The sequence below is a fragment of the Bacteroides clarus YIT 12056 genome (genome assembly GCF_900129655.1).
Classification (GTDB): Bacteria; Bacteroidota; Bacteroidia; order Bacteroidales; family Bacteroidaceae; genus Bacteroides; species Bacteroides clarus.
In genome coordinates this window covers 114,957-139,776 of the sequence record NZ_FQWK01000004.1, presented here as the reverse complement: position 1 = coordinate 139,776, position 24,820 = coordinate 114,957, and the positions used below count along the sequence as shown (strand labels likewise).

Annotated in this window: 21 protein-coding genes and 7 tRNA genes; 9 read left to right on the top strand and 19 right to left on the bottom strand. The window is 41.9% G+C overall.

Annotation, left to right across the window (positions count from 1 at the left end):
* Position 1: 1 nt before the first annotated feature.
* The 3 genes from BUB52_RS07955 to BUB52_RS07945 all read left to right on the top strand — a co-directional run bounded on the left by BUB52_RS07955 (position 2) and on the right by BUB52_RS07945 (position 3,561).
* On the top strand, positions 2-580 hold the full coding sequence (locus BUB52_RS07955; RefSeq protein WP_009121105.1) for a class I SAM-dependent methyltransferase: 579 nt from the start codon (positions 2-4) through the stop codon (positions 578-580).
* A gap of 204 nt (positions 581-784) precedes the next feature.
* Entirely contained in the window at positions 785-1,828 is a 1,044-nt protein-coding gene (locus BUB52_RS07950) for a dsDNA nuclease domain-containing protein (protein ID WP_157183389.1), read from the top strand.
* A 47-nt stretch (positions 1,829-1,875) separates the two neighbouring features.
* Positions 1,876-3,561 (top strand): AAA family ATPase, encoded by a 1,686-nt coding sequence (locus BUB52_RS07945; RefSeq protein ID WP_009121107.1) that lies wholly within the window; start codon positions 1,876-1,878, stop codon positions 3,559-3,561.
* Between the two features lie 128 nt (positions 3,562-3,689).
* On the opposite strand, the gene BUB52_RS07940 is transcribed toward BUB52_RS07945, so the two are convergent.
* The 6 genes from BUB52_RS07940 to BUB52_RS07915 form a co-directional block, all read right to left on the bottom strand.
* Positions 3,690-4,847, bottom strand: coding sequence for a DNA primase family protein (locus tag BUB52_RS07940; RefSeq protein ID WP_254302447.1), 1,158 nt, complete (start codon positions 4,845-4,847; stop codon positions 3,690-3,692).
* 4 nt (positions 4,848-4,851) lie between these two features.
* Complete coding sequence (locus BUB52_RS07935) at positions 4,852-5,778, bottom strand: BT4734/BF3469 family protein (protein ID WP_009121109.1); 927 nt, start codon at positions 5,776-5,778, stop codon at positions 4,852-4,854.
* Positions 5,779-5,998: 220 nt separating this feature from the next.
* The gene (locus tag BUB52_RS07930) at positions 5,999-7,459 is read right to left on the bottom strand and encodes a DNA primase family protein (protein WP_009121110.1); all 1,461 of its coding nucleotides are present in this window, start codon (positions 7,457-7,459) and stop codon (positions 5,999-6,001) included.
* Between the two features lie 185 nt (positions 7,460-7,644).
* On the bottom strand, positions 7,645-7,983 hold the full coding sequence (locus BUB52_RS07925) for a hypothetical protein (protein WP_039950426.1): 339 nt from the start codon (positions 7,981-7,983) through the stop codon (positions 7,645-7,647).
* A gap of 57 nt (positions 7,984-8,040) precedes the next feature.
* Positions 8,041-9,141 (bottom strand): ParB N-terminal domain-containing protein, encoded by a 1,101-nt coding sequence (locus BUB52_RS07920; protein ID WP_009121112.1) that lies wholly within the window; start codon positions 9,139-9,141, stop codon positions 8,041-8,043.
* 7 nt (positions 9,142-9,148) lie between these two features.
* On the bottom strand, positions 9,149-9,499 hold the full coding sequence (locus BUB52_RS07915; protein ID WP_009121113.1) for a DUF3853 family protein: 351 nt from the start codon (positions 9,497-9,499) through the stop codon (positions 9,149-9,151).
* Between the two features lie 640 nt (positions 9,500-10,139).
* On the opposite strand from BUB52_RS07915, the gene BUB52_RS07905 reads away from it, so the two are divergent.
* Positions 10,140-11,126 (top strand): hypothetical protein, encoded by a 987-nt coding sequence (locus tag BUB52_RS07905; RefSeq protein ID WP_009121115.1) that lies wholly within the window; start codon positions 10,140-10,142, stop codon positions 11,124-11,126.
* Between the two features lie 388 nt (positions 11,127-11,514).
* Here BUB52_RS07905 and BUB52_RS07900 read toward each other — a convergent pair.
* A tRNA-Asp gene (locus BUB52_RS07900) sits at positions 11,515-11,588 on the bottom strand.
* Between the two features lie 162 nt (positions 11,589-11,750).
* On the opposite strand from BUB52_RS07900, the gene BUB52_RS07895 reads away from it, so the two are divergent.
* On the top strand, positions 11,751-13,067 hold the full coding sequence (locus BUB52_RS07895) for an aminotransferase class I/II-fold pyridoxal phosphate-dependent enzyme (protein ID WP_039950371.1): 1,317 nt from the start codon (positions 11,751-11,753) through the stop codon (positions 13,065-13,067).
* Between the two features lie 151 nt (positions 13,068-13,218).
* Complete coding sequence (locus BUB52_RS07890) at positions 13,219-13,812, top strand: YqgE/AlgH family protein (protein ID WP_009121117.1); 594 nt, start codon at positions 13,219-13,221, stop codon at positions 13,810-13,812.
* Between the two features lie 26 nt (positions 13,813-13,838).
* On the opposite strand, the gene BUB52_RS07885 is transcribed toward BUB52_RS07890, so the two are convergent.
* Genes BUB52_RS07885 through recR form a run of 3 tightly spaced genes read right to left on the bottom strand, consistent with a single transcriptional unit; the run spans position 13,839 to position 15,481 of the window.
* Positions 13,839-14,393, bottom strand: a complete 555-nt coding sequence (locus BUB52_RS07885) for a GNAT family N-acetyltransferase (RefSeq protein ID WP_009121118.1) — start codon at positions 14,391-14,393, stop codon at positions 13,839-13,841.
* Positions 14,393-14,842 carry a hypothetical protein gene (locus BUB52_RS07880; RefSeq protein WP_009121119.1) on the bottom strand — a complete coding sequence of 150 codons (450 nt, stop codon included), beginning with the start codon at positions 14,840-14,842 and terminating at the stop codon, positions 14,393-14,395. Before BUB52_RS07880 ends, BUB52_RS07885 begins: the two co-directional genes overlap by 1 nt.
* A gap of 21 nt (positions 14,843-14,863) precedes the next feature.
* Positions 14,864-15,481, bottom strand: a complete 618-nt coding sequence (gene recR, locus BUB52_RS07875; protein ID WP_009121120.1) for a recombination mediator RecR — start codon at positions 15,479-15,481, stop codon at positions 14,864-14,866.
* Between the two features lie 115 nt (positions 15,482-15,596).
* On the opposite strand from recR, the gene yihA reads away from it, so the two are divergent.
* Both yihA and BUB52_RS07865 read left to right on the top strand, forming a co-directional pair.
* Positions 15,597-16,205 carry a ribosome biogenesis GTP-binding protein YihA/YsxC gene (gene yihA, locus BUB52_RS07870; RefSeq protein ID WP_009121121.1) on the top strand — a complete coding sequence of 203 codons (609 nt, stop codon included), beginning with the start codon at positions 15,597-15,599 and terminating at the stop codon, positions 16,203-16,205.
* Between the two features lie 14 nt (positions 16,206-16,219).
* Positions 16,220-16,816: a DUF4923 family protein gene (locus tag BUB52_RS07865; protein WP_009121122.1), complete on the top strand. Its 597-nt coding sequence runs from the start codon at positions 16,220-16,222 to the stop codon at positions 16,814-16,816.
* A gap of 84 nt (positions 16,817-16,900) precedes the next feature.
* On the opposite strand, the gene BUB52_RS07860 is transcribed toward BUB52_RS07865, so the two are convergent.
* The 8 genes from BUB52_RS07860 to BUB52_RS07820 all read right to left on the bottom strand — a co-directional run bounded on the left by BUB52_RS07860 (position 16,901) and on the right by BUB52_RS07820 (position 21,134).
* A tRNA-Gly gene (locus tag BUB52_RS07860) sits at positions 16,901-16,973 on the bottom strand.
* 26 nt (positions 16,974-16,999) lie between these two features.
* Positions 17,000-17,081: transfer RNA gene (locus BUB52_RS07855), tRNA-Leu, on the bottom strand.
* A gap of 21 nt (positions 17,082-17,102) precedes the next feature.
* Positions 17,103-17,175, bottom strand: a tRNA-Gly gene (locus BUB52_RS07850).
* An 11-nt stretch (positions 17,176-17,186) separates the two neighbouring features.
* A tRNA-Leu gene (locus tag BUB52_RS07845) sits at positions 17,187-17,270 on the bottom strand.
* A gap of 42 nt (positions 17,271-17,312) precedes the next feature.
* Positions 17,313-17,394, bottom strand: a tRNA-Leu gene (locus BUB52_RS07840).
* Positions 17,395-17,427: 33 nt separating this feature from the next.
* Positions 17,428-17,500 (bottom strand) — tRNA-Gly (locus tag BUB52_RS07835).
* A 110-nt stretch (positions 17,501-17,610) separates the two neighbouring features.
* A complete protein-coding gene (gene nspC / locus BUB52_RS07825; protein ID WP_039950373.1) occupies positions 17,611-18,756 on the bottom strand; it encodes a carboxynorspermidine decarboxylase in 1,146 nt (381 codons plus the stop codon).
* 32 nt (positions 18,757-18,788) lie between these two features.
* Complete coding sequence (locus BUB52_RS07820) at positions 18,789-21,134, bottom strand: ATP-dependent helicase (RefSeq protein WP_039950375.1); 2,346 nt, start codon at positions 21,132-21,134, stop codon at positions 18,789-18,791.
* A gap of 123 nt (positions 21,135-21,257) precedes the next feature.
* Here BUB52_RS07820 and BUB52_RS07815 point away from each other — a divergent pair, with 123 nt between their 5' ends.
* The gene (locus tag BUB52_RS07815) at positions 21,258-21,878 is read left to right on the top strand and encodes a superoxide dismutase (protein ID WP_022218180.1); all 621 of its coding nucleotides are present in this window, start codon (positions 21,258-21,260) and stop codon (positions 21,876-21,878) included.
* 196 nt (positions 21,879-22,074) lie between these two features.
* Here BUB52_RS07815 and ppdK read toward each other — a convergent pair whose 3' ends face one another.
* On the bottom strand, positions 22,075-24,795 hold the full coding sequence (gene ppdK / locus BUB52_RS07810; protein WP_009121126.1) for a pyruvate, phosphate dikinase: 2,721 nt from the start codon (positions 24,793-24,795) through the stop codon (positions 22,075-22,077).
* Positions 24,796-24,820 lie beyond the last annotated feature (25 nt).

Below are 24,820 nucleotides of genomic sequence, written 5' to 3'. Positions count from 1 at the left end.
TATGAAAAATACAATATATACCACAATCGGAGCTTCCAACCACTCCGGTACGGCAAGGAAGGAACATGATTTTTATGCTACATACCCCGAAGCCATAGACAGGTTATTCGAGGTGGAGAAGTTCCCTGATACGATATGGGAACCTGCTTGTGGAATGGGACACCTCTCTAAAAGAATGATAGAATTAGGCAAAAAGGTTCATTCCACTGACTTGATAAATCGTGGTTATGGTACCGGTGGAGTTGATTTCCTGAAAGCCACCGAAAACCCTTATGGAGCTGTCATTACCAACCCTCCTTATAAGATAGCCCTGGAATTTATAGAGAAAGCCTTGGATATATCTGACGAAGGAACAAAGATAGCCATGTTCCTGAAGCTGACATTCCTGGAGGGAAAAAGACGTAAACCATTCTTCCGGGACAATCCACCACGAAAAATCCATGTCTTTTCTTCCTGCGCTTCTGTTGCCAAGGATGGAGATTTTACAGCCATCCCAAACAACGGAAATGCAATCGCCTATGCCTGGTTCGTGTGGGAAAAAGGTTATAAGGGAGAGACTGTTGTGGATTGGATAAACTGAACGAATAAGTAATTGGAAATGGTGGATAGTTCATATTTTATTAAAGTCGTAATACTTTTCAGTATAACGACTTTTTAGTATATAAAGAAACTAATTATAGAAAGTATTACTTAAGGATAGGTAAATTGTTTATTTTTATTATATTTGCAACATAGGTTTTATCGTAAGGTTAAGTAATTAATGAATGCATTAAGTAATCTAGTAATGAATCAGCCTATAGAAAAAGGCGGAGCATGGGCTTCTGGTGGTTTCTCTTATCAATGTGATTGGGGAATGGACAAATTATTAACCTTGCATAAATCTGGCAATGACTATATTATTGTTTTTGATTATCATGATGATATAGTTGTTTTAGATGGAGAGGTAAACTTGCAAAATGTTGATTTTTATCAAATAAAAACCAGCCACAATAATCAATGGACTATTAACCGATTGACAAAGTATGAAAAAGGTGGACATTCTATTTTATGGAAATTGTTATCTCATTTCGCTATAATAAGTTATACCAGAAATATATATTTTGTTACCAATGATTATTTATCAAGCAGTATGCTGAAAATAGGGAGTACTTCTCAAAATTTGATTCATTTTTATGATTTAAAAAGTACTACTCAAGCCTCAATAAAGAAAAGATTAGAAAAAGAAGATCCGAAAGTAAATATTAGCAAGCTTGATAATTTGTACTTCTTTATAAATCAATTACACTATAATTTGCATAATGAAATCATGATTGGACGAGTCACTGATTTTATAAAAGAAAGTAATTTGAGTCCAGATCTGAAGCCTAAAATATTTTATGATTCACTACATAATGAAATAGAACGAAAAATTCGTTATGCTACGGATATAACAAGCGCAGATGATTTAATTAGTGAAAAAAGTTTTACTAAAAAACGATTTGATATATATTTGAATGAGATAAATAATTTTGAAACATTCAAAAGGTCTTGTGAAAATATTGTTGGAATCCTTAACAACGACAAGGTTAGTTTTAAAACAATAAAGGAATTGCAAAGATCATGGAAAGAAATACAGGTCGATCTAATGGATTATAGAAATTATGAAATTAGGGAACTGATTAAATATATATCAAGCGTTTATAAAACCACTGAGATAGAAGATGATATAACTCTTTATCAATATTGTTGTAAAATATATGATATGGTTGAAAGGGAATATGTTAATCTTATGAGACATAGTGAGTATTACTTAAAGGCATTAATTTTATATATAGTCAATAATGAGTAAAGGTGCATCTCTTAAATTATTAATCCGATATCTAAGAACAAAGTGTAATGAAAAAAATAAAGTTTATTCAGATACAATTTCTTTCTTACAGAGAAAAGAGAGGACTAACAATAAATCTTGATTATCATGTTGTTATAATAAAAGGAGCAAACGGATCAGGTAAATCCAGCTTGATAAAATCATTATATTATTCATTAGGTACAGAAATCGAGGTTTGGCCTCAAAGATGGTTGGATGCTAATATTATATATTTATTAAAATTTAAAATAGATGGAATAACATATCAATCACTTCGCATTGGTAATGAGATAATATTATATAATTGTGATGGTTCGTTTAGATTTCGTTCTAAAAACTCATGGGAAGTATCTGATAAATTAACTGAATTATTGGGGATTGAATTCCAGATGTTAGATAATGAGAATAATGTGAGAGTAATTCCATTAGGATTTTTATTTGCTCCTTTTTATATTGATCAAGATAGGGGATGGAACTCTGTTTGGAATTCTTTTTATAAAATTGGTATACCTAATGGAAAATCTACAGCTCAACTATATCATGCTGGCATTTATACTGACTCTTATAACAATGCAAAAAATAGATTGATTCTGATAAAGAAAGAAATTAAAGAGTGTACTCGTTCTATTGAACTGATAAAAACATTTATCAGACAATTAAAAAAACAGTTTGATAAAGGAAGTATAAATTACGATATAAACAAATTTAATGCGGAAAAAAAAGAATTAGTTGAAAAATCAGAAGAGTTAAAAAAACTTCAAAAAAAACACTTAAACGAGTTGTCAGAGCTATATAACCAAAAAATATCTCTCGAATTTCAATTACAGCAATTAGATAATAATATATCGGAAATAGAAAAGGATTATTTGTTTGCATTGCAACAACGAAATATTCTTATATGTCCTATCTGTCAATCAAAAGTTGAAAATAGTGAAGTGGGGAGATATGAAATGCTGCTAGATATAGACCAATCTAAAGATTTAAGATTAAATCTCCAAAGCAACCTGGATGATTTGAATAGAAAAATTGATGCAGTGGAAAATAAAACACAAGTTGTTGTAGAAAAAATAGTAGCTATACAAAATTTACTGGCTATAAAAAGAGAAAATTACTCGTTTGAAGATGTAATCGAGTCTTTAGTAAATCAAAAACTTCATGATGTGATAGATATGCAACGCAATAAACTTATGGAGGAAAAGAATAAAAAAATACTATTAGAACATAGTCTAAATGAATCATTAAGCCGATTAAATAATAAGGAAAAGCAAAAAAATATTGAGGAAAAATTTTCTAATTCTATCAATAAAGCATATATAGCACTTTCTATACCGAATTCTAATCCTAAGCCTAATAAAATTACAGGTGTTGTAAAGGGTGTTGGTTCTGCTGCACCTAGATGTATTATAGCCTATAATTATAGTATGCTAGAAATAATAAATGGGAATTCTAGGGCTCTATTTGCACCAATTGTCATAGATTCTCCACGTCAAAGTTCTATTGATGCAGAAACAATGAAGAAGATGAATAACTATATAATAAAGAACAAGCCAGTTGATTCTCAGCTTATATTGGGTATTAACAAAGATGATGAATTTGATGCGACAAATTGTCATCTAATTGAAATAGAGAGTAATATACCTTTATTAAAAGAAGAAGAATATCAAGGTGTTAAGAAAAATATAGAAAAGTTATTGAGCAATTCTTTTTTTAAATAGGAAGGTACTTTATCAATATAGATATATAAACTTTTATAGTTAGATTATTTTTAGCTATTTGACATGATAAGTAAACAATCAAGAATTAAAAGGAGACCGAGCAATTAAGTTCAGTCTCCTCTTTTCTTTTATAACTTGAATCCATCAGGCAGGATTAGATTCACCTTTTTCCGTACTCCACTGCCATAACGGTATTCCTCCAATTGTTTCTGGCATAATGAAGATTCAGTAAAACCGGATTGAGTGATTAACCGTTCTCTACCTTCAAGTACCCAGTTCATAATTCCGGGTAACTCTGTAGAAACAATCTTCTCAGCCAGTTTCGGATCCACTTCCGGTTTGGGTATCTGGACTTTGAAGGGAACGATAAGAAACCTCCTGAAATATCCGTTCGATTTGTCGTTGGTTTTCGGAAGCTCGTTCAGACAAAAAAGCATCTTTGCATAATCGGTAAGTGTTGCCACATCCTTATATAGTTGTCTGGTGCTGATAGGTTCCCCACTGGCGATACGTTTGAAAATATCCCCCGAGAAAGCGTTTGGGGCTACATCAGAGCAGGTATTCAACAGTTTCCCAGATAAATTTGCCCTGCTTCTGTCTCCGTTTTCTCCACACATATCCGATAGAGACTCATGGGAAATATTCTCCTTGCCTAAAAGAGCCTCGACAATATCAACGAACACCGATTTCCCATTTTTTCCTGAACCATAGAGAAACAGACACTTCTCCAGTTTCAATGGTGTAAAGATCCAGCCTATATATTCAGCTAACACTTTCTGAGTGTCTTTGTCCGGTAATACTCTGTCCAGGTACTTCATAAACATCTGACACGTCGCATTTGGGTTATAGGGGTAAGGGAGAACATACCTGAAATAATCCGAATACAGATGTTGTTCCAGTCTTCCGGTTTTAAGATTAAGCGTACCGTTCAGAAAGTTGATTTTCTCCTTGTCCTGCTCTACGGCCAATCCCATCACCGTATATGGAAACTGCTTGAACAATCCTTCCACCACTTCCCTTTGTGATGCCTCTACCATATCATTTGTCATTTTCCCCAAAGCTTCCCTGAGAAATATCTTCAGGTCAAAATCATCTATACTGACCCAATACTTTCCGGTGTAGGAATAAACATGCTGGTCCCTGAAAGTCTGAAAAGGATGACCGACCCTGATTGCCACTTGTTGTATCTTGTAGCATATTTCAGCATTTGTTCCCCTCTTGTTGTTTGAAGCAGTCGGTTGGGGAATGGCATTGATTATATCCCCCAATAATTTTTTGTAATCCATAATCTTAAATTTTTCTATATTTACTACCAATTTTACCTTTACCATCAACCCACTTATAGGCATTTCTTATTTCACGTTTCAACTCTTCTTCCGGGAAATCCGGTTCTATGAACTTTCTCAGATTGACATAAGCCGCACTCTCTGAAAATCCCCATTCAGCCAATTCCCTTGCTCTGTTGAAGGCTGAATCATGTCTTTGACCTGGTGTCATCGGATATTTATAGAATCCACCTTCCAGAAAATTTATGATTTTAGCTGCTTCACTGGGTGAACAGACCATGTATTTAGGACTTATAGGATTGTGATTACCTGTATTCGTTGGTTGAGGAGTACTTTTTCTTATAGTCCATACCTTGCTGTTCCTGTTCCGATAAAGATCAGGGTCACTGCTTAGATAACAAGCTCTGGACATTCCTTTACAACAGTCATCCCAGAACGGAGAGTTATAATATTCCTTCAAGGCATCAAGGTATTCGTTATGACTGGTATTATCCATATTATTCCCTACACGGACAATAACCTTATATCCTCTACCGGAAGGGGAAAGGAATGCAGCATAGGTATATGGATCATTGACCAGCATATTCCAGACACCAGACATATCCTGGGGTGGAATCTTGTCCAAATCAACAACTACAAGCCCCGAAGGAGCAATAAGAGCATCATTACAGAATCTTCCGAATGTTCCGGCAAAGAGACAGACAGGTAATTTTCCCTTAAGTTCGGAATACTTTGAACGGTCAGTATCATAGAAAGATCTCATGGCATCAATCTCAGGTTTCAGTTTTTCCTGTTCAATCATGTCGAATACCAAATCAACATCCACATAGTTGGGAGGATATTCCATGACTCTGAATGATTTTATACCGGTCAGAGTATTTGTATATTCCTGACTATAAGGTTTCTGTTTAAAGAGTGTTACTTCAATCATAATTTCTAAATTTTAATTGTTAATGTTTCATTTTATCTTTCTTCTTCCCGTCCTCAAGAGAGAGAAGGGGGGGAAAGGGGAAAGCGGAACCCCTAAAACCTAATTTTTTACTGATTTTTGAATGGATGAAATTGAGAAAGTTATAAAAAATAGGCTTTTCCCCCCTCTTTTCCCCATTTCCCCTCCTTTTCCCCCTTTGAGGCAGGGAAAGAAAAGTAATCTAATCCCAAAGTGAGGAAAGTCTAATCATGGAACTGTTTATACCTATCTTCACCCCCTTCTTGTTGTCTTCTTCCACCACATAGCCCTCACTTTTCAGTTTCATCTTGAAGTTTTCCCTGGTCTCAGCTTTCTGGTTATTATCCCTACAATATTCCCGATAATTGTTGAACAGGGAAGTCAGACCTATCTTGTTGTCATTATCAGGAACACACTTCTTGGCACTCAGGAACATAACCACAGTATCCGTATCCTCCTTATATGCCTGCTCCAGATTTTCAAGAGTGGAGGACTTGCTGAGTTTTTTCCCGTTCCTGATAAATCTTCCCAGACCTTCGATGGCCCAGATGAGAATACCGGACAATTCACTTTTCAATTTTTTAGCCAAATCAGGATCAGCCTTACCCTTGTCTATCTTCACATCGAAAGGGACAATCAATAACCTCCTCCTGAATCCGAAAGACGTATCGGCACTGTAAGGCATTGAATTGCAATTGCAGGCAATCCTGGCATAGTCCTTTAAAATCTCCGGTTCCTTATATAATCTTCTGGCTTCAACGGGTTCTCCACTCGTCAGTTGCTTGAAGATACCGTTGGCGAATATCTTGCCGTTGAAGTCGCTGCTGTAGTTCAGAAGTTTGTTTTTGATCATTGCTCTGCTGTATCCTTTATCATCACACAAGGAGTTTATGTTGTAGGAGCATACATTATCCTCACCAAGCAGAGCCATCACAATCTCGAAGAACACGCTCTTGCCGTTGAATCCTGAACCTACACAACACAATGCCTTCTCCAGTTTGATGAAGGGATTGAGACAGCAACCGACAAACTCCTGCAATACTTCCTGAACATCTTTGGCTGGCAATACTTCATCCAGAAACTTATGAAACATGGGACACATCGCTTTGGGGTCATACTCATAAGGCAGGACATAGAAGAAATAGTCATCAGCCGAATGCTCCTGTTCCTTCACACTTCCATCATGACCAATCACAAGGGTCGTATTAGTCAGATTGATTTTAACTACACCCTTATCCCGTTCAGTCTGCCTGTAAAGTGAGTAGCAGGCCTGTTCATGGACCTTGTTCGCTATCCTCACATTTCTGGCTGTATATTTGTCGGCTCCCATTTTCTGGAAAGCCTTGCCTAGGAAATGTTTCAGGTCAAGCTCGTTTATCGGTTCCCAGAACACTTTGTTATACAGATAGCACGTTTTTCCCTCATTGATCACCAGGCCATATCCTAATTGTCCAGCTACTTCCTTCACTTTCTCGACAACAAGGACGGATTTGTTCTCATCAGTGACCTGTATGGAATAGATCTTCTCCTGAAAAAGTTTCTTCACATCAGGATCGGTTTCCTTTTCCAGCCTCCGGTACAATCCACCGGCATAAATCTCCTTGAAATCCGTTTTCGGAATATTATCAAGGATCTCTTTAAGAATTTCTTTTTGTTTATTCATTCATTCATTTCTTTTTTAGTTTACAATTTATTATCTTCTTATTTATAAGCTTGTTACATTCTACACCAAGGACGTTTTTAAGCATAGAAAGGGCTGTAATGGGAATTTTGGTTTTTCCCATTATCGTAATTTTTTAATTACACTTCAATTGTGATAAAGCAAGCTGGACCCCTGCTTACTTTATATTAGAATTTCATATATCTGCCGGGAATAGTTTCAATGTTTATTTCCTCATCCTTGACAGCAGATTGTAACAGAGCATACCAAAGGTTCAAATCACTACTCACAATAACCAGCTTCTTTTCCAAGTTGTTATCCAGTGAAGTTACAAGATCACCGTTCCCATCTACTACAGATATTCCACGTGCTAGATAATCACTTACCGTAGTAACATGAATAATAACAGCTTCAACAGGACATATCAACTGACATTGTAGCTTGTTGATGATTCCGGTGTCTATTTTCGGTTTTTGGGGGAGACAGAAACTATACCCGTCTTCCTTGAGTTTCTTCAAGTTATTCATTTTCTGAATGTCGTTTATGAAATCCCCATCACCTCTCACATGATGGGGAAATCTGCATTAGTGTTTAAAATTGGAATCAGCAAATAATTCGTTCAACTTGGCAATAATCATATTATCCTTGCTCTGGCTGGCGCTCTTCTTCATCTGGCTTATTTCCTGTGCATTGGTAGCTCCTATGCCTTCAAGAAATGCAACCAACAGATTCATGGCCTCACTCCGTTTCATATCCCTTTTTATCAGGGAGTCCAGTTGCTTGTAAATCCATTCCGGTAATACTTTCCAACCGAGAACCTTGGCTGAATTTCCTTCAAAAGATTTGGCGGCTGCTTCATAGAGTCTCTTGTCCTCCTTGAATGATGTAGTATCAGCCAGCTCCTCCAGTTTTTGATCATTGGTTGAAGCCTTGATGCAGACTGTCTTTGAATTGGTTTTGCCACCATTTACCCAAGACCATGCAGCGGAATCAGATCCGGTTTTGGCTTTCTCCTTTACCCACTCCAATTTTTCAGTTGATATACCTTTTTCTTTGGCAGTGGCAAGAAGTTGTGTCACCCAATCCATACCATCCCAAGGGTTCGTTGCTGAATTGGCCTCTCTCAACAACGTGGGAACATCATACTCGCTTATAAGAGGAAGATAGACATAACCCTCATATTCTGTCTTACCTTCTTTCCTTAGTTTCTTGTTCAACTGCCTGAGAGCCTCCATGCGGTGCTGCCCGTCAATTACAATAAGGATAAGATCAAGGTTCGGGGTATCTTCTGTGATTGGATTTCCGTTTTCGTCTTCCAGTTCCAGTCCCGCTTTTAGGCAAACAATGGCAGGTACGACAAGGAATGGAGATATGATACCTTTGCAGGCCAGAATGGAAGCTATTTTTTTCTTGACCTGTTTCGCATCAATATCACGGTTAATCTTGATACGCCCGAAAGTATAACCCATTCCAAGCAGTACAGATAAGGAGTAGATCATTTCCCATGTCAGCTTCATCGGTACTGCTTCTGGGACTTCATCTTTGTTTTCTTCTGAATTAGGTTGTTGTGCATCACCAGCAGATGCACCTGCCTGTAAATCCTTATCCTCTACAGTGGATTCTTTCACATTTGACCCTTGCAGATCCAGTGTGGAAACTGCTTCATCAATTAGATTCTTTTCCATTGTACTTTTAACTTTTAACGTTAAACTTGTTTTTCTTGTCACTCACACGTAGGATTTCAATTACTTTAGGCAGTTCAAAGATCACTACCTTCCCACATTGCAGGGTTGCATCATCAAGCAGACCACAAGCTTTCCAACGGTTGACTGTTGAAACGGAAGCACCAAAGAATCCAGCAAGTCCCTTTACCCCTATTATGAATTGGGGAATACCGGAACAAACCTCTTTCGGAGGCGTTTCATCCCTTTGATTTGTTTTTATTACTCCCAGCTCCAGGCCGGCCATCCAAAAATCTGCAACAGTTGCTTGGAACATCGCTTTTTCCAACAGCGATTGTAGTTCATTTTTTTGCTGTGCCATCTTTTTAAAATTTTAGTTCGTTATACTTTTTGTCTTAATGACGTAGCAAAGGTAAGATGGGAAATAAAGGGATGATTTACTTGGGAACAGCCACAAACTCATATGTTCATTATCTCAAAACATTGTTTATCAACAAATTATATGCAATTATTTTTTTTACGTCAATGCAAAATATTGGGATTCTAGGAACATTTTGGGAACGCTTTGGGAATAAAAAGCGTATCATGGTGTATATTCCAATGGAGAAGAAACAGACGTTATATTCAAATGGTATTTAAAACATCTTTGAGTGATGTTAGAAAAGCGAACGGAAGATAATTTGGATAGTAACGAAAGGTCTGTAGTCCATGCCGGAAAAACATTACGGAGGATTTTGGGGACATATTCAATTTGGTAACTAATAACAGACAATGGAGACCCAATCAATTTACTAGATTTGAATGGATAAATTCGTCTATCGAAAAGAAAATCCCATTCTTTTGTAGAAAGATGTTTTTATTATTATTTTCATACCCGATATTAATATCTTTGGAAGTAATCTCAAAATAAGTAAATTTGAGATCTCTAAGTTAATTAGGTTATGGATATTGTTTCTTCTATATCAAAATGAAATGATGTAAATAATATATTAGATATAATTATGAAAAATGAAAAGAGAGTACAAATGCACACAGAATTATATAATCGCAATGTTCGAATATTTGAAAAGGAACATCGAGGAACATGTACAAAATGTAATAAAAAGATTGCTGATGGAGAGACAATACATTTAGGTTATGATAAGCAGTATGAACTTGCTTATGTTTGTGATAATTGCTCGAAAAATTTGGCAACAATAATTGTTAGACATTTGTATAAAAAGGAATTATATATTAAACCAAATAATAAGGCAAAATTATGGAGATTTATGGATCTTGCGAAGTACATATCACTTATTCAGTCTAAGAGTTTATTTTTTGCAAGAGCTGATACTTTTGAAGACCCATTTGAGTGTGCCAAAGGATATAAGAACTTGGAATATAAATGGAATGCTTGTTATGCCGGTTTTTGCTGGGGAGCAATAACTTCTTTGGAGAATTTACCTGATATAAAAAAAACTTATTCTGAAAAAGAAGCGCTAACAGAAGCAAATAGGCTATTGAAACAATTAAAAGATTTATCTAGAAAAGAAAGGCAGAATACATTTATATGTTGTTGGCATGAAAATGAATTTGAATCAGAAGCTATGTGGAAATTATACTCAAATAATTCATCACAAGGTGTTGCAATACAAACAACTTATGAGCGTCTTTATATGGCTTTAGATAAAGATCCCGACATTGATATTGGAAAAATAAATTATATTGATTTTGAAAATCATTTATGCGGAGTTAATGGGTCATTTTGGTATAAAAGAAAGTCATTCGAACACGAAAAAGAGGTTCGTGCTGTAGTTAAGCTTTTTCCAAAAAAGGAACTTGTTCAATCTGTAATGAAACCTATTAACTTAGATGTACTTATTGAAAATATTTATGTTTCTCCAACCTCTCCAAAATGGTTTAGGGATTTAGTTATAGATATAAATATAAAGTATGGCGTTGAAAAAGAAGTATTTCATTCAACCTTAGACAAAGAACCTTTTTATTAAAATTTACAAAGATATTATGTCTTACCTTTCGTTTATCTAAATGAGTAAAGTGAAAAATATTCTTTTTTTAAGTGCACGTTCCATCTAATATTTACATTATTCCGGATGGTTGGGGATTTTTTTAAGCTTTTTGAGTGATGTTTGAAGAATGTCAGAAAATAAATGAAAAATCGCATTTTGTTTTGTGTTAATGATTGAAAAACACTCACAAATCGATTTGAGAAAGCATCACAAAGTATTTTGAGTTTATATATTCTTCACAGCCTTTAACGTAGGAGGGTTAAATGAGTATAAAAGACCGGGGGAGTAAGAGGGGGAGTAGTAGAAAAAAGAAAACCTCCGAGGTGTTGTTTCTCAGAGGTTTACATTGTCATTCGTTTTCCTTAAGCGGTGCGTACGGGACTCGAACCCGTGACCCCATGCGTGACAGGCATGTATTCTAACCAACTGAACTAACGCACCAGAATTTCATTTTATCATTGCTATCTCTCTCGATTGCGGTTGCAAAGGTAGGCGTTTTTTTTAAACCTGCAATAGCTTGAAAGAAAAAAAATCATCTTTTTTTTAACATTGGTTGATTATAAGAGATTTATGTTACCTTTGCATAGACAAAAAATAGAAATTATGAAAAATACCCCTATCGAACGTAAACTAATCGATGAAACTATCGAAGATTTTCATATTGCAGACTTTGCAAAAGCCACTATTCGCGAAGTAAAAGCTATCGCAGCTAAAGCAGAAGCGGATTCCGGTGTAGAATTTATAAAAATGGAAATGGGAGTTCCCGGACTGCCTCCCTCAGCCGTAGGTGTAAAGGCTGAAATTGAATCTCTGCAAAAAGGGATAGCAAGCCTATATCCGGACATCAACGGCTTGCCGGCATTGAAAGAGGAAGCATCCCGTTTCATCAAAGCATTCATCAACGTAGATGTGGCACCGGAAGGATGTGTACCGGTAACAGGCTCCATGCAGGGGACTTTTGCCTCATTCCTCACATGCAGCCAGTGCGACGGGAAGAAAGATACCATTCTGTTCATCGACCCCGGTTTCCCCGTGCAAAAACAACAATTAGTTGTAATGGGACAGAAATATGAAACCTTTGATGTGTACGATTACCGTGGCGACAAACTGAAAGATAAGCTGGAAAGTTATCTCAAAAAGGGCAATATTTCCGCCATTGTTTACTCCAATCCAAACAATCCCAGCTGGATATGCCTGAAAGAAGAGGAACTCCGCATTATCGGCGAACTCGCCACTCAATATGATGTAATCGTTCTGGAAGATCTTGCCTATTTCGCCATGGATTTCCGCCAAGACCTAAGCAAACCGTTTCAAGCGCCATATCAACCTTCTGTGGCTCATTACACAGACCATTATGTCCTACTCGTATCCGGTTCCAAAGCATTCAGCTATGCAGGGCAACGTATCGGAGTAAGCTGCATCTCAGACAAACTTTATCACCGGGCATATCCGGGACTGACACAGCGTTATGGTGGCGGTACATTCGGCACTGTATTCATTCATCGCGTTCTTTACGCTCTTTCTTCCGGAACCAGCCACTCGGCGCAATATGCGCTCGCCGCCATGCTGAAAGCTGCCAACGAAGGTAAATACAACTTCCTGGACGAAGTAAAGGTATACGGTGAACGTGCACGGCGATTGAAAGAGATTTTCCTGCGCCATGGCTTCCATCTGGTATACGACAACGACCTCGGCGATCCCGTAGCCGACGGATTCTACTTCACTATCGGCTATCCGGGTATGAGCAGCGGCGAACTTGCCAAAGAACTGATGTACTACGGAGTAAGCGCCATTTCATTGGTAACCACCGGAAGCCATCAAGAAGGACTACGCGCTTGCACCTCATTCATCCAAGACCATCAATATGCCCAGTTGGACGAACGTATGGCTGTCTTTGCAGAAAATCATCCTATAAAATAAGACGCATATACCTTGTTACAGAGAATGAGCATCTCCTCCCTGAAGACGCTTCATTCTCTGTAAAACCTTAAATTTCCCAAGAAAGATACTTTTCTCATAAAAAAGAGAAATATAATTTGCTCCTTTATAGAAAAATACTTAATTTGGGGGCATGTATATCAATACAGACATATTCAAAATAGAAACTAACCATATAGTTCCTGCACGAGGAAAAGTTCTTATATCTGAACCTTTTTTGTGTGACCATATGTTCGGGCGATCTGTTATTTTATTAGTAGACCATACACAAGACGGAACAATGGGATTGGTAATGAACAAACCGTTGCCTCTATTTTTGAATGATTTATTAAGTGAAATCGACTGTCGGGAGGATATTCCTATCTATAAAGGCGGCCCCATCAGCACCGACACTCTTTTCTATCTGCACACGCTGGAGAACATAGCAGATTCACTCCCGATAGCCAACGGATTCTATCTGAACGGTGACTTCGCCGCCATCAAGCAATTTATGGCGGAAGGCAATTCAATAAAAGGAAAAATACGATTCTTCCTCGGCTACTCCGGTTGGGAATCCGGACAGCTGAAGCAAGAGATAGAAGAAAATACCTGGTTGGTGGACAAAGCGGATATTCCCTCGCTCATGGATGAAAAAGCCAGCAAGAATCTGTGGAAAGACGCGCTTGGCAAGCTCGGCGGAAAATATGAAATGTGGTCACGTTTTCCGCAAATCCCCACTCTGAACTGACAGTAACCGACTAATCCGATTACCGACTATCCTCTACCCGACTCCGTACTCCCGGAACGAATACGTTGCATCAAAACAACATCCTTAAATCTACCACCTGTAAACCACCACTCTTTCAGCAGTCCGCACTGTACAAAACCACAAGAGCCGAACAGACGCAGACTCACCTCATTATCAGCGGCCACATGCACAATCAGTTGTTTCAGAAATAAAAAGCCGAAAGCATAGTCACACAAAAGTTTCAAGGCGTCGGAAGCATATCCATTCCCCTGATACTCCTTTCGTACCGCAATCCCCACCTCACCGCGGGAATGCATCGGTGCAAAGTCCGTAATGTCAATAGTGCCCACTACGGCATCATCCTCGCGACGCACTATCATCATACGGAGCTGACGGTCGGCAAACATATCGCATTGCGAGTTTTCCATGTATTGTTTCAGGACATACTTGGAATACGGCACCGAGAAGTTCGTGACATCCCACGTTTGCGGGTCATTCTCCATGGCATACATTATCTCCAAATCTTCCGGCTCCATGGCCCGAAGACGCACACGCTCACTTATAAAAAAAGAAGGTTTCATTATTCTTTATCTATATGCAGTTCCTTACGCAAGCGATTTTCACCCGGCAGACAGAACAGAGACGCAGTCAAAGCAATTAAGGCACAAAGCACTCCCTTATTGCTCAGTATCATGTAATAGGTGAGAAATCCCGCCAATACCGGCACGGCAAGCAGAGCCAGACGCACTCCACTCCACAACACATACAAGCGCAGCGCATCCGTAATGGCAACAACATCTATTTTCTTAGTCAGCACCCACGAAAAAAGTTTCAGGGAAACAGGCACTAATACAGCCGTAAGCAGAATCGTAACAGTCTCCGCAAAATATGTAGCACGCACATCTCCCGCATAGGCACCAACCCATTCTCCGCCTGTTTCACCAAATACCACAAGAAATACGGGCAACATCCAAAAATATACAAACAACATCTTTGTGCGGGATGCAACCCGCTTTATCTTTTCTTCCATGCAATCGGTTTTAAAGTTACGTCATACCGTACCCGTAAACGGAGTACGATTTACAATGCTACGCCCAAGCGTTACCTCGTCCGCATATTCCAGTTCATCTCCCACAGAAATACCACGTGCTATCACAGACAGTTTCACTCCCAGTTTTTCCAGTTTGCGATAAATATAAAAGTTGGTTGTATCACCTTCCATGGTAGTACTGAGGGCAAGCACTACTTCCTTAATTCCCCCGGCAGACACCCGTTGCACCAGACTTTCTATTTCCAAGTCACCGGGACCTATTCCGTCCATCGGCGAAATCACACCGCCCAGCACATGATACAATCCACGGAATTGCTGTGTCGCTTCCACCGCCATCACATCGCGTATGTTCTCCACCACGCAAATAACGGAAGAATCACGCTGAGGATTGGAGCAGATACGGCAAGTCTCCGTATCAGAAATATTATGACAGACCTTGCAGTACTTCACTTCATGCTTCAACGTAACGATGGCATTGCCGAAGGCTTCCACCACCGCCGTATCCTGCCGCAGCAGATGGAGCACCAGCCTCATGGCAGTCTTCCTGCCCACACCCGGCAGTTTGGCAAACTCATTCACCGCTTTCTCCAGTAATATCGAGGGAAATTGTCCGTTCATACTTAAAGTTCTCCTATTGACGGGCAAAGATAGAGAGAATTCCTCATTATGAACAAAGATTTTTGAAATAAGTGCTACCTTTGCAGGAAGAAACAATTAAAAAACAGATAACAAAATGGAGATAACAAACGCTGAATTCGTCATCAGTAACACAGACGTAACCAAATGCCCCGGCGGGACATTCCCCGAATACGCCTTCATCGGACGTTCCAACGTTGGAAAATCCAGCCTCATCAATATGCTGACAGGACGCAAGGGACTTGCCATGACGTCCGCAACTCCGGGAAAGACCATGCTCATCAACCATTTCCTGATTAATAAGAGTTGGTATATCGTTGACCTTCCGGGCTACGGTTACGCCAAGCGCGGGCAGAAAGGACAAGAGCAGATTCAGCGCATCATAGAAACCTACATCCTGCAACGTGAGCAAATGACCAACCTCTTTGTCCTCGTCGACAGCCGCCACGAGCCGCAAGCCATCGACCTTGCCTTCATAGAGTGGCTGGGCGAGAACGGAGTGCCTTTTGCCATCGTTTTCACCAAAGCCGACAAGCTGAAAGGCGGCAGGATAAACAGCAACATCCGCCACTATCTGGAGAAACTGCACGAACAATGGGAAGAGCTTCCCCCCTACTTCGTCACATCTTCCGAAAACCGTATGGGACGCGATGAACTGTTGGGCTACATCGAACAAATCAACAAGGACATTAACTCCAAACCATAATTATTATAACCGAAATGAAAAGATTTGTTTTTTGGCACATATTCGTTGCCGCATTGCTAATGGCTTCCAACAGCCGGGCACAATCTCTGAAAGATTTATTAAACAAGGAAAATATCGAAAAAGTAGTGAATGCAGTAACCGGCAAAAGTACCGCCAGCATGGAAGGAACATGGATATATACCGGTTCAGCCATTGAGTTTGAATCGGACAACTTACTGCAAAAAGCAGGCGGTTCGGTAGCCGCCGGCGCTGCCGAAAGCAAGTTGAACGAACAATTGGCAAAGGTAGGTATCAAAGAAGGACAAATGTCTTTCACCTTCAATGCAGACAGTACTTTTACAGCCAAAGTAGGTGCAAAAAGCATAAAAGGCACTTACTCCTACGACACTTCCACACAGCACGTTAATCTGAAATTCATGAAGCTGATTCCACTCAGCGCCAAAGTCAACTGTACATCCGCCAATATGGATTTGCTGTTTAATTCGGATAAACTTTTAAAATTGATTACCCTGATTTCCAGCAAGAGCAATAATACCACACTTAAAACAATCGGCTCGCTGGCAAACAGCTACGACGGCATGATGCTGGGTTTTGCTTTGAAAAAGGAATAAACCCAGGAACGGAAAAATCAAAAAAGCCCCGTAAGTATACAACTTACGGGGCTTTTTCATTCTTATTCTTTAAAATATAAAAAGAGCGGAAAACGAGACTCGAACTCGCGACCCTAACCTTGGCAAGGTTATGCTCTACCAACTGAGCTATTTCCGCAAATGATGCCCTTCTTACAAAGAGCGTGCCCAGAACAGGACTCGAACCTGCATGCCTCTCGACACACGCACCTGAAACGTGCGCGTCTACCAATTCCGCCACCTGGGCAATCATTAAAATCAAAGAAAGAGCGGAAAACGAGACTCGAACTCGCGACCCTAACCTTGGCAAGGTTATGCTCTACCAACTGAGCTATTTCCGCAATATACTATGTGAAGAGAAGGAGACTCGAACTCCCACGACATAATTGTCACTACCCCCTCAAAGTAGCGCGTCTACCAATTCCGCCACCTCTCCAACATATTCCAAACATTTCATAGACCATTGCCTCTACCCTTGTGCCCAGAACAGGACTCGAACCTGCATGCCTCTCGACACACGCACCTGAAACGTGCGCGTCTACCAATTCCGCCACCTGGGCATAGGTAATTGCAATCATTAAATCATAGAAAAGAGCGGAAAACGAGACTCGAACTCGCGACCCTAACCTTGGCAAGGTTATGCTCTACCAACTGAGCTATTTCCGCGTTTGCGGTTGCAAAGGTAGATATTTTCCTTAAACCTGCAAACATTCTACGCACTTTTTTCACACATAAAATTGAACATTCCACCCAAAGCGAAAGCAGACTTTTGATTATCAACTCATTCGGTCACGATAATCTTCGTAAGAAAATAGCTTGAATATATCGGCCTTTCCCTCTTTTGTCCACATGGCAATGGCGGGATGATGAATTCCGTTGAACATATTCGTCTTCACCGTGGTGTAATGTATCATATCTTCAAAAACAATTCTTTCGCCGATATGAAGTTCGTGGTCAAAGCTCCACAAGCCCATATAGTCGCCGCTCAAACAAGAATTACCTCCCAAACGGTAGACATATGCACCTCCATCACCCGTTTCAGCGCCCCGAACGGCAGGCTGATAGGGCATTTCCAGACAATCGGGCATATGGCAGGTGAAACTGACATTCAGAATAGCGGTACGAATACCGCGGTTCTCTACGATATCCACCACTTCGGAAGTCAACACCCCCGTCTGCCAGGTAAACGCAGAACCAGGTTCCAAGATAATATTCAAATGAGGATAACGCTCTTTCAATCCGCGGAGCAGACGAATCAGATGCTCTACATCGTAGTCCTTACGGGTCATCAAATGTCCGCCACCCAGATTCAACCATTTTATTTGCGGGAACCAACGGGAGAACTTCGCTTCCAGATGCTCCAACGTGCGTTCCAGTTCGTATGAGGACGACTCGCAATGGCAGTGGCAGTGGAATCCGTCAATACCCTGCGGCAAAACGTCGGGAAGCTGTCCGGCCATTACACCGAAACGAGTACCGGGAGCGCAAGGATTATACAACTCCGTTTCCACTTCGGAATATTCCGGGTTGACGCGTATGCCGCAGGATATACCCTGTCCGCCCGCTTGAATCATGGGATAGAAACGTTTGAACTGCACCAACGAATTGAATGTAATATGGCTGCTGCATCGCATGATTTCTGAAAAGTCGGCTTCCGTATACGCCGGAGAATACGTATGCGCCTTGCTGCCGAATTCTTCCAACGCCAAGCGTGCCTCATATACGGAGCTTGCCGTAGAATGCTCTACATATTCACGGAATATGGGAAATGAACGCCACATGGCAAAGGATTTGAAAGCAAGAATAATCTCTACTCCCGCCCGGTCGGCAACGCTCTTTATCAATGTGAGGTTCTTCCTCAGCAGTTCTTCTTCCATGATATAACAAGGAGAAGGAAAAAGGTCGAAATCTTTGTCTGTCATTTTTATCGTTGTATAAACTTTTCTTATTAATATCACCCTATCACTTTAAAACGCGCGAAACGCAAAAGAAGTTGCTTGTCACCCGCATTCTTAAAACGAATGGTGGCTTTTGCATTATCACCCTCGCCTTCCACTTTCATCACTTCGCCCAGACCGAAACGTTCATGCTCGATAAGTTGCCCCGGCTGCACCGTGTTTCCGCCTGCGACTGCCGATGAATGAGATGCGGCAGAAGCTGTTCCCATAGAAGGCGTCACCCGCTTTAAATTACGTGGAACGGTGGGGGCAATGATTTCCTGCCGGGGACGAACTCTTTCCTCACGTTTTCCATACATGCCGGAAGAGATATTCTCTCTGTTCTCCCGACGGAAAGACATGGCATTCTCATCTATTCTGCGGCTCAATCCCGCATCCTGCGGCAATTTAAGGAAACGTACATCTATATCTTTCAGAAAACGGCTGGGATTTCCAAACTCCATTTTTCCATAACGGTAGCGACTTTTGGCGTAAGTAAGGAAACAATGATCTTCCGCACGGGTTATGGCTACATAGAACAGACGGCGTTCTTCTTCCAGCGCCTTCGGAGAGTCTCCCGCCATACCGCTGGGGAACAACTCTTCTTCCATCCCTACCACAAAGACATTCTTAAATTCCAACCCTTTGGCGGAATGTACGGTCATCAGGGTTATCTTTGCATCGTCTCCGTCCTTGTCCGAATCTTGGTCGGTAAGCAAGGAGACTTCCGAAAGGAAATCACTCAGTGTGATATTGGCGTTACCCTCTTCCTGCCGTTGGGCGCAGAAGTCTCCCATACCGTTTGCAAGTTCTTCGATATTCTCCTTGCGACTGAGGTTTTCTGGAGAATTGTCTTGGCAAACATCATTGATGATACCGGACTGACGGATTATCTCCGTACCGAGCTCGTAGGCATTCTTTTCGGTAACGCCCTCTATAAATCCGGCTATCAAGTCGCGAAAGCCTTGCAGCTTACCCGCTGTCCCTTTGTTGATATTCACTCCATAAGTCAGCGGTTCGCAGAGTACTGTCCACAGGCTTACATTGTTGTCAGTGGCGGCGGCAGTGATTTTGCTTACCGTCGTATCGCCTATTCCGCGTGCCGGATAGTTGATGATACGTTTGAAGGCTTCTTCATCATTCGGATTGACTGCCAGACGGAAATAGGCGATTACATCTTTTATTTCCTTACGCTGATAGAAAGACAGTCCGCCGTAAATGCGATACGGCATGCTGCGTTTGCGCATGGCTTCCTCGAAGACGCGGCTCTGCGCGTTGGTACGATAGAGTATGGCAAAGTCGGAATAAGCGTAATTCTCCTGCCGGCGCAATTCGGCTATCTTGTTGATTACAATATCGCCCTCTTCCACATCACTGTATGCCTGATACACCCCGATAGCCTCTCCCCTCTCCTTTTCCGAAAAGACTTCCTTGCGAATTTGCCGCTGATTCTTTTCTATCAGACTGTTGGCGGCAGAAACAATCGTTTGGGTGGAACGATAATTTTGTTCCAACTTAAAAACTTTCGTACCCGGATATACCTTTGTAAAATACAGAATGTTATCAATATCCGCCCCCCGGAAAGAATAAATACTTTGCGCATCATCACCCACCACACAGACGTGCTGATGCTCTTTCGCCAACTGAAGCACAATACTGTGTTGGGCAAAGTTGGTGTCCTGATACTCATCCACCAAAATATAGCGAAACTGCGACTGATAGCGGGCAAGCACATCCGGATGGTCGCGGAAAAGCAGGAAAGTATAAAACAGCAAATCATCGAAATCCATAGCATCCGCCTGTCGGCAACGTTCCCAATAGCGGCGGTAAATATCGCGCAGGGCGGGCATCTTGGCGGCGCAATCGCCTTCGTAGGCTTCTTTGTTGTTGGCATAGCCCGCAGGAGACACCAAGTGGTTCTTAGCGTTAGAGATACGAGACTGCACCATACCCGGCTTGTACACCTTTTCATCCAGTCCCATTTCCTTGATGATAGAACGCAACAGGCTTTTGCTGTCCGCCGTATCATAAATGGTGAACTTCGAGGTAAATCCTATCCGTGCGGCTTCCGCATGCAGAATGCGCAAAAATATGGAATGGAATGTCCCCATCCAAAGATGGCGCGCACGTTCTATACCTACTTGCCGGGCAATACGCTCTTTCATCTCACGGGCTGCCTTATTGGTAAAGGTAAGCGCGAGAATGTTCCAGGGCTGATAACCGTTCTCCAACAGATAAGCTATTTTGTAGGTTAGCACACGGGTTTTTCCCGAACCCGCACCGGCTATCACCAGTGACGGGCCGTCATTGTAGAGCACCGCGGCTCGCTGTCCCTCATTCAATTCTTGTATATAATCGGACATATTCCTAATCATCTAACGGGTAAAGTTCGGGCACAAAGATAAAAAAAGGTTCGGACACCAGCGAACAATTCCATAGGTTATCACGTTAGTATAGTAAAGTTTCAAAACTAAATAATTGAACTTATGAATACGTTATTAATGTCTTTAATGATAATGATTATGACACATGAAATGCCAAAACTTCCTTACGCAAACAACGCGCTGGAACCTGTAATCAGTCAGCAAACAATAGATTACCATTACGGTAAACACCTGCAAACGTACGTGAACAATCTGAACAATCTTGTTCCGGGTACGGAGTATGAAAACAAAGATTTGGTTACTATCGTAGCTACCGCACCCGACGGTGCTATTTTTAATAATGCCGGACAAGTGCTGAACCACACATTATACTTCCTGCAATTCTCTCCGAAACCATCTCAAAGCGAACCCACCGGGAAGCTGGCGGAAGCTATCAAACGTGATTTCGGCAGTTTCGAGAACTTCAAGAAAGAGTTTAATGCAGCGGCAGTCGGATTATTCGGCTCGGGCTGGGCATGGCTGTCGGTAGACAAGAACGGTAAACTGCATATCACCAAAGAAGCCAACGGAAGCAATCCCGTACGTTCGGGACTGACCCCGCTGCTGGGCTTCGACGTTTGGGAACATGCTTACTACCTGGATTATCAGAATAAACGTGCCGACCATGTCAACGCTCTTTGGAGCATCGTGGACTGGGATACAGTAGGAAAACGAATGAAATAAGCAACCCCTTATAAAACCCTGTTGCAACGCATCTGTAAGCTGTAAAAAGCCACAGATGCGTTTTTTATTGCTTATTTGCAACGTACAGGAACAGGCCACCCGTGCTTTACAAATAAATCAGGCCGTAATCCCATGCAAATGAGAGTTACGGCCTGATTGCCCTATCCAGTTCGCCTTACGGCGTTCTTGTCATTTCTTAATCTTCTATGGCTGCTTGTGCCGCTGCAAGTCTTGCGATAGGCACGCGGAACGGAGAACAGCTGACATAGTTCAAACCTACCTTGTGGCAGAATTTCACGGAAAAAGGCTCACCACCATGCTCACCGCAAATACCGCACTTCAAGTCCGGACGAATGGCACGGCCTTTTTCGGTAGCCATACGTACCAACTGTCCTACTCCATTCTGGTCGAGCACTTGGAACGGGTCTACTTTCAGAATCTTCTTCTCCAGATAGATAGGCAAGAAAGAAGCGATATCATCACGTGAATAGCCGAAAGTCATCTGCGTCAAGTCATTCGTACCGAATGAGAAGAATTCCGCAGAAGAAGCGATACGGTCTGCAGTAAGAGCCGCACGCGGAATTTCAATCATCGTACCTACTTTGAAATCGATGCTGTCGCCAACTTCGGCAAACAACTTGGCCGCTTCGGCGCGGATAACCTCTTCCTGCTGCTTGAACTCGTACAAGATACCCGTCAGCGGAACCATGATTTCAGGATGTGTCTCAACGCCCTCTTTTTTCAATTCCAAAGCGGCGCCGAGGATAGCCCGTGTCTGCATCTGCGTGATTTCGGGATAAGTATTACCCAAACGGCAACCGCGGTGACCCAACATCGGGTTATGTTCGCAAAGCGCTTCCACACGCTGCTGGATATACTGCAAGCTTACGCCCATGGTATCCGCCATTTCCTGCTGTCCCTTCAAATCGTGGGGAACGAATTCGTGCAAAGGCGGGTCAAGCAAACGAACGGTTACCGGACAACCGGCCATCGCCTTGAAGATACCCTTAAAGTCAGCCTGCTGGTACGGCAGAATCTTAGCCAGTGCCTTGCGGCGTCCTTCCGCGTCTTCCGCCAGAATCATCTCGCGCATAGCCTTGATTTTCTCACCTTCGAAGAACATGTGTTCCGTACGGCAAAGACCGATACCCACCGCTCCGAAATTACGTGCGACCTCTGCATCGTGCGGAGTATCGGCATTGGTACGTACCTGCAATTTCGTATATTTATCAGCCAACTGCATCAATTCGGCAAAATCACCGGACAATTCGGCTGCTTTTGTTTCTACCTTTCCTTTGTAAACCTCACCGGTGCTACCGTTCAAAGAAATGAAGTCGCCTTCTTTCAACACAACGCCATCTACCTCTACCGTACGGGCTTTGTAGTCGATATTCAATGCGCCTGCACCGGATACGCAACATTTACCCATACCGCGGGCCACAACGGCAGCGTGTGAAGTCATACCGCCACGTGCCGTCAGGATGCCTTCGGCAACGGCCATACCGGCCAAATCTTCCGGAGAAGTCTCGATACGCACCATCACCACACGCTTACCGCCGGCATGCCATTCGGCAGCGTCTTCGGCAAAGAACACAATCTGACCGCAAGCCGCACCCGGAGAAGCCGGAAGACCGCGGGTAAGCACTTTAGCCTGCTTCAAAGCCGTCTTATCGAATACGGGGTGAAGCAATTCGTCCAGCTTATTGGGTTCACAACGCAACAAGGCCGTTTTTTCGTCAATCATGCCTTGATGCAGCAAGTCAGTGGCAATCTTTACCATAGCGGCACCGGTACGCTTACCGTTGCGTGTCTGAAGGAACCAGAGCTTACCTTCCTGTACGGTGAACTCCATATCCTGCATATCTCTATAATGATTTTCCAATTTGGTTTGCAAAGCATCCAGTTCCTTATAGATTTCGGGCATCGCCTCTTCCATGGAAGGATATTTGGCGGCACGCTCTTCTTCGCTTACGCCGGCAAGTTCAGCCCAACGCTTGGAACCGACGATGGTAATCTGCTGCGGAGTACGGATACCCGCCACAACGTCTTCACCTTGCGCATTAATCAGATATTCGCCGTTGAAAAGGTCTTCGCCCGTAGCGGCGTCACGGCTGAAGCAAACTCCCGTAGCGGAAGTGTCGCCCATATTACCGAACACCATTGCCTGAACGCTTACGGCAGTACCCCACTCGTCGGGAATTCCTTCCATTTTACGATAAAGGATAGCGCGTTCGTTCATCCATGAGTTGAACACGGCGCAGACAGCTCCCCACAACTGTTCGTAAGCACAAGTCGGGAAATCTTTTCCGGTCTGTTCCTTAACGGCGGCCTTGAATCTCTTTACGAGTTCCTTGAGGTCTTCTACTTCCAGTTCATTATCCAGCTTCACGCCTTTGGCATGTTTCACATCTTCTATAATAGCTTCGAAGGGGTCTACATCTTCTTTGTTTACCGGCTTCATTCCCAATACAACATCACCGTACATCTGTACAAAACGGCGGTAAGAGTCCCATGCAAAGCGAGCGTTGCCCGTCTTGCGAATCAGGCCTTCCACCACTTCATCGTTCAAACCGAGGTTAAGAATCGTATCCATCATACCCGGCATGGAAGCGCGCGCGCCCGAACGTACGGAAACCAACAACGGGTTCTCCACATCGCCGAATTTAGAACGCATCAGCGTTTCTACGTGTGCGATGGCGTTTTCCACTTCCTGTTTCAACAGAGCAACAACCTTGTCCTGCCCCATTTCATAATATTCTGTACAAACTTCTGTCGTAATTGTAAAGCCCGGAGGAACCGGAACTCCGATAAGGTTCATCTCTGCCAAGTTAGCTCCCTTACCTCCCAAAAGGTTTCTCATGCCGGCTTTTCCTTCCGCCTGGCCGTTACCAAAGGTATAAACTCTTTTTTTGTCCATAATATAAATTTAAAGTTCTTGATTG

Excerpts from the sequence above, each read along its gene's own strand:
- BUB52_RS07955 (WP_009121105.1), top strand. The coding sequence starts at position 2 with ATGAAAAATACAATATATACCACAATCGGAGCTTCCAACCACTCCGGT.
- BUB52_RS07950 (WP_157183389.1), top strand. The coding sequence starts at position 785 with ATGAATCAGCCTATAGAAAAAGGCGGAGCATGGGCTTCTGGTGGTTTC.
- BUB52_RS07945 (WP_009121107.1), top strand. The coding sequence starts at position 1,876 with ATGAAAAAAATAAAGTTTATTCAGATACAATTTCTTTCTTACAGAGAA.
- BUB52_RS07940 (WP_254302447.1), bottom strand. The coding sequence starts at position 4,847 with ATGGATTACAAAAAATTATTGGGGGATATAATCAATGCCATTCCCCAA.
- BUB52_RS07935 (WP_009121109.1), bottom strand. The coding sequence starts at position 5,778 with ATGATTGAAGTAACACTCTTTAAACAGAAACCTTATAGTCAGGAATAT.
- BUB52_RS07930 (WP_009121110.1), bottom strand. The coding sequence starts at position 7,459 with ATGAATAAACAAAAAGAAATTCTTAAAGAGATCCTTGATAATATTCCG.
- BUB52_RS07925 (WP_039950426.1), bottom strand. The coding sequence starts at position 7,983 with ATGAATAACTTGAAGAAACTCAAGGAAGACGGGTATAGTTTCTGTCTC.
- BUB52_RS07920 (WP_009121112.1), bottom strand. The coding sequence starts at position 9,141 with ATGGAAAAGAATCTAATTGATGAAGCAGTTTCCACACTGGATCTGCAA.
- BUB52_RS07915 (WP_009121113.1), bottom strand. The coding sequence starts at position 9,499 with ATGGCACAGCAAAAAAATGAACTACAATCGCTGTTGGAAAAAGCGATG.
- BUB52_RS07905 (WP_009121115.1), top strand. The coding sequence starts at position 10,140 with ATGAAAAATGAAAAGAGAGTACAAATGCACACAGAATTATATAATCGC.
- BUB52_RS07895 (WP_039950371.1), top strand. The coding sequence starts at position 11,751 with ATGAAAAATACCCCTATCGAACGTAAACTAATCGATGAAACTATCGAA.
- BUB52_RS07890 (WP_009121117.1), top strand. The coding sequence starts at position 13,219 with ATGTATATCAATACAGACATATTCAAAATAGAAACTAACCATATAGTT.
- BUB52_RS07885 (WP_009121118.1), bottom strand. The coding sequence starts at position 14,393 with ATGAAACCTTCTTTTTTTATAAGTGAGCGTGTGCGTCTTCGGGCCATG.
- BUB52_RS07880 (WP_009121119.1), bottom strand. The coding sequence starts at position 14,842 with ATGGAAGAAAAGATAAAGCGGGTTGCATCCCGCACAAAGATGTTGTTT.
- recR (WP_009121120.1), bottom strand. The coding sequence starts at position 15,481 with ATGAACGGACAATTTCCCTCGATATTACTGGAGAAAGCGGTGAATGAG.
- yihA (WP_009121121.1), top strand. The coding sequence starts at position 15,597 with ATGGAGATAACAAACGCTGAATTCGTCATCAGTAACACAGACGTAACC.
- BUB52_RS07865 (WP_009121122.1), top strand. The coding sequence starts at position 16,220 with ATGAAAAGATTTGTTTTTTGGCACATATTCGTTGCCGCATTGCTAATG.
- nspC (WP_039950373.1), bottom strand. The coding sequence starts at position 18,756 with ATGACAGACAAAGATTTCGACCTTTTTCCTTCTCCTTGTTATATCATG.
- BUB52_RS07820 (WP_039950375.1), bottom strand. The coding sequence starts at position 21,134 with ATGTCCGATTATATACAAGAATTGAATGAGGGACAGCGAGCCGCGGTG.
- BUB52_RS07815 (WP_022218180.1), top strand. The coding sequence starts at position 21,258 with ATGAATACGTTATTAATGTCTTTAATGATAATGATTATGACACATGAA.
- ppdK (WP_009121126.1), bottom strand. The coding sequence starts at position 24,795 with ATGGACAAAAAAAGAGTTTATACCTTTGGTAACGGCCAGGCGGAAGGA.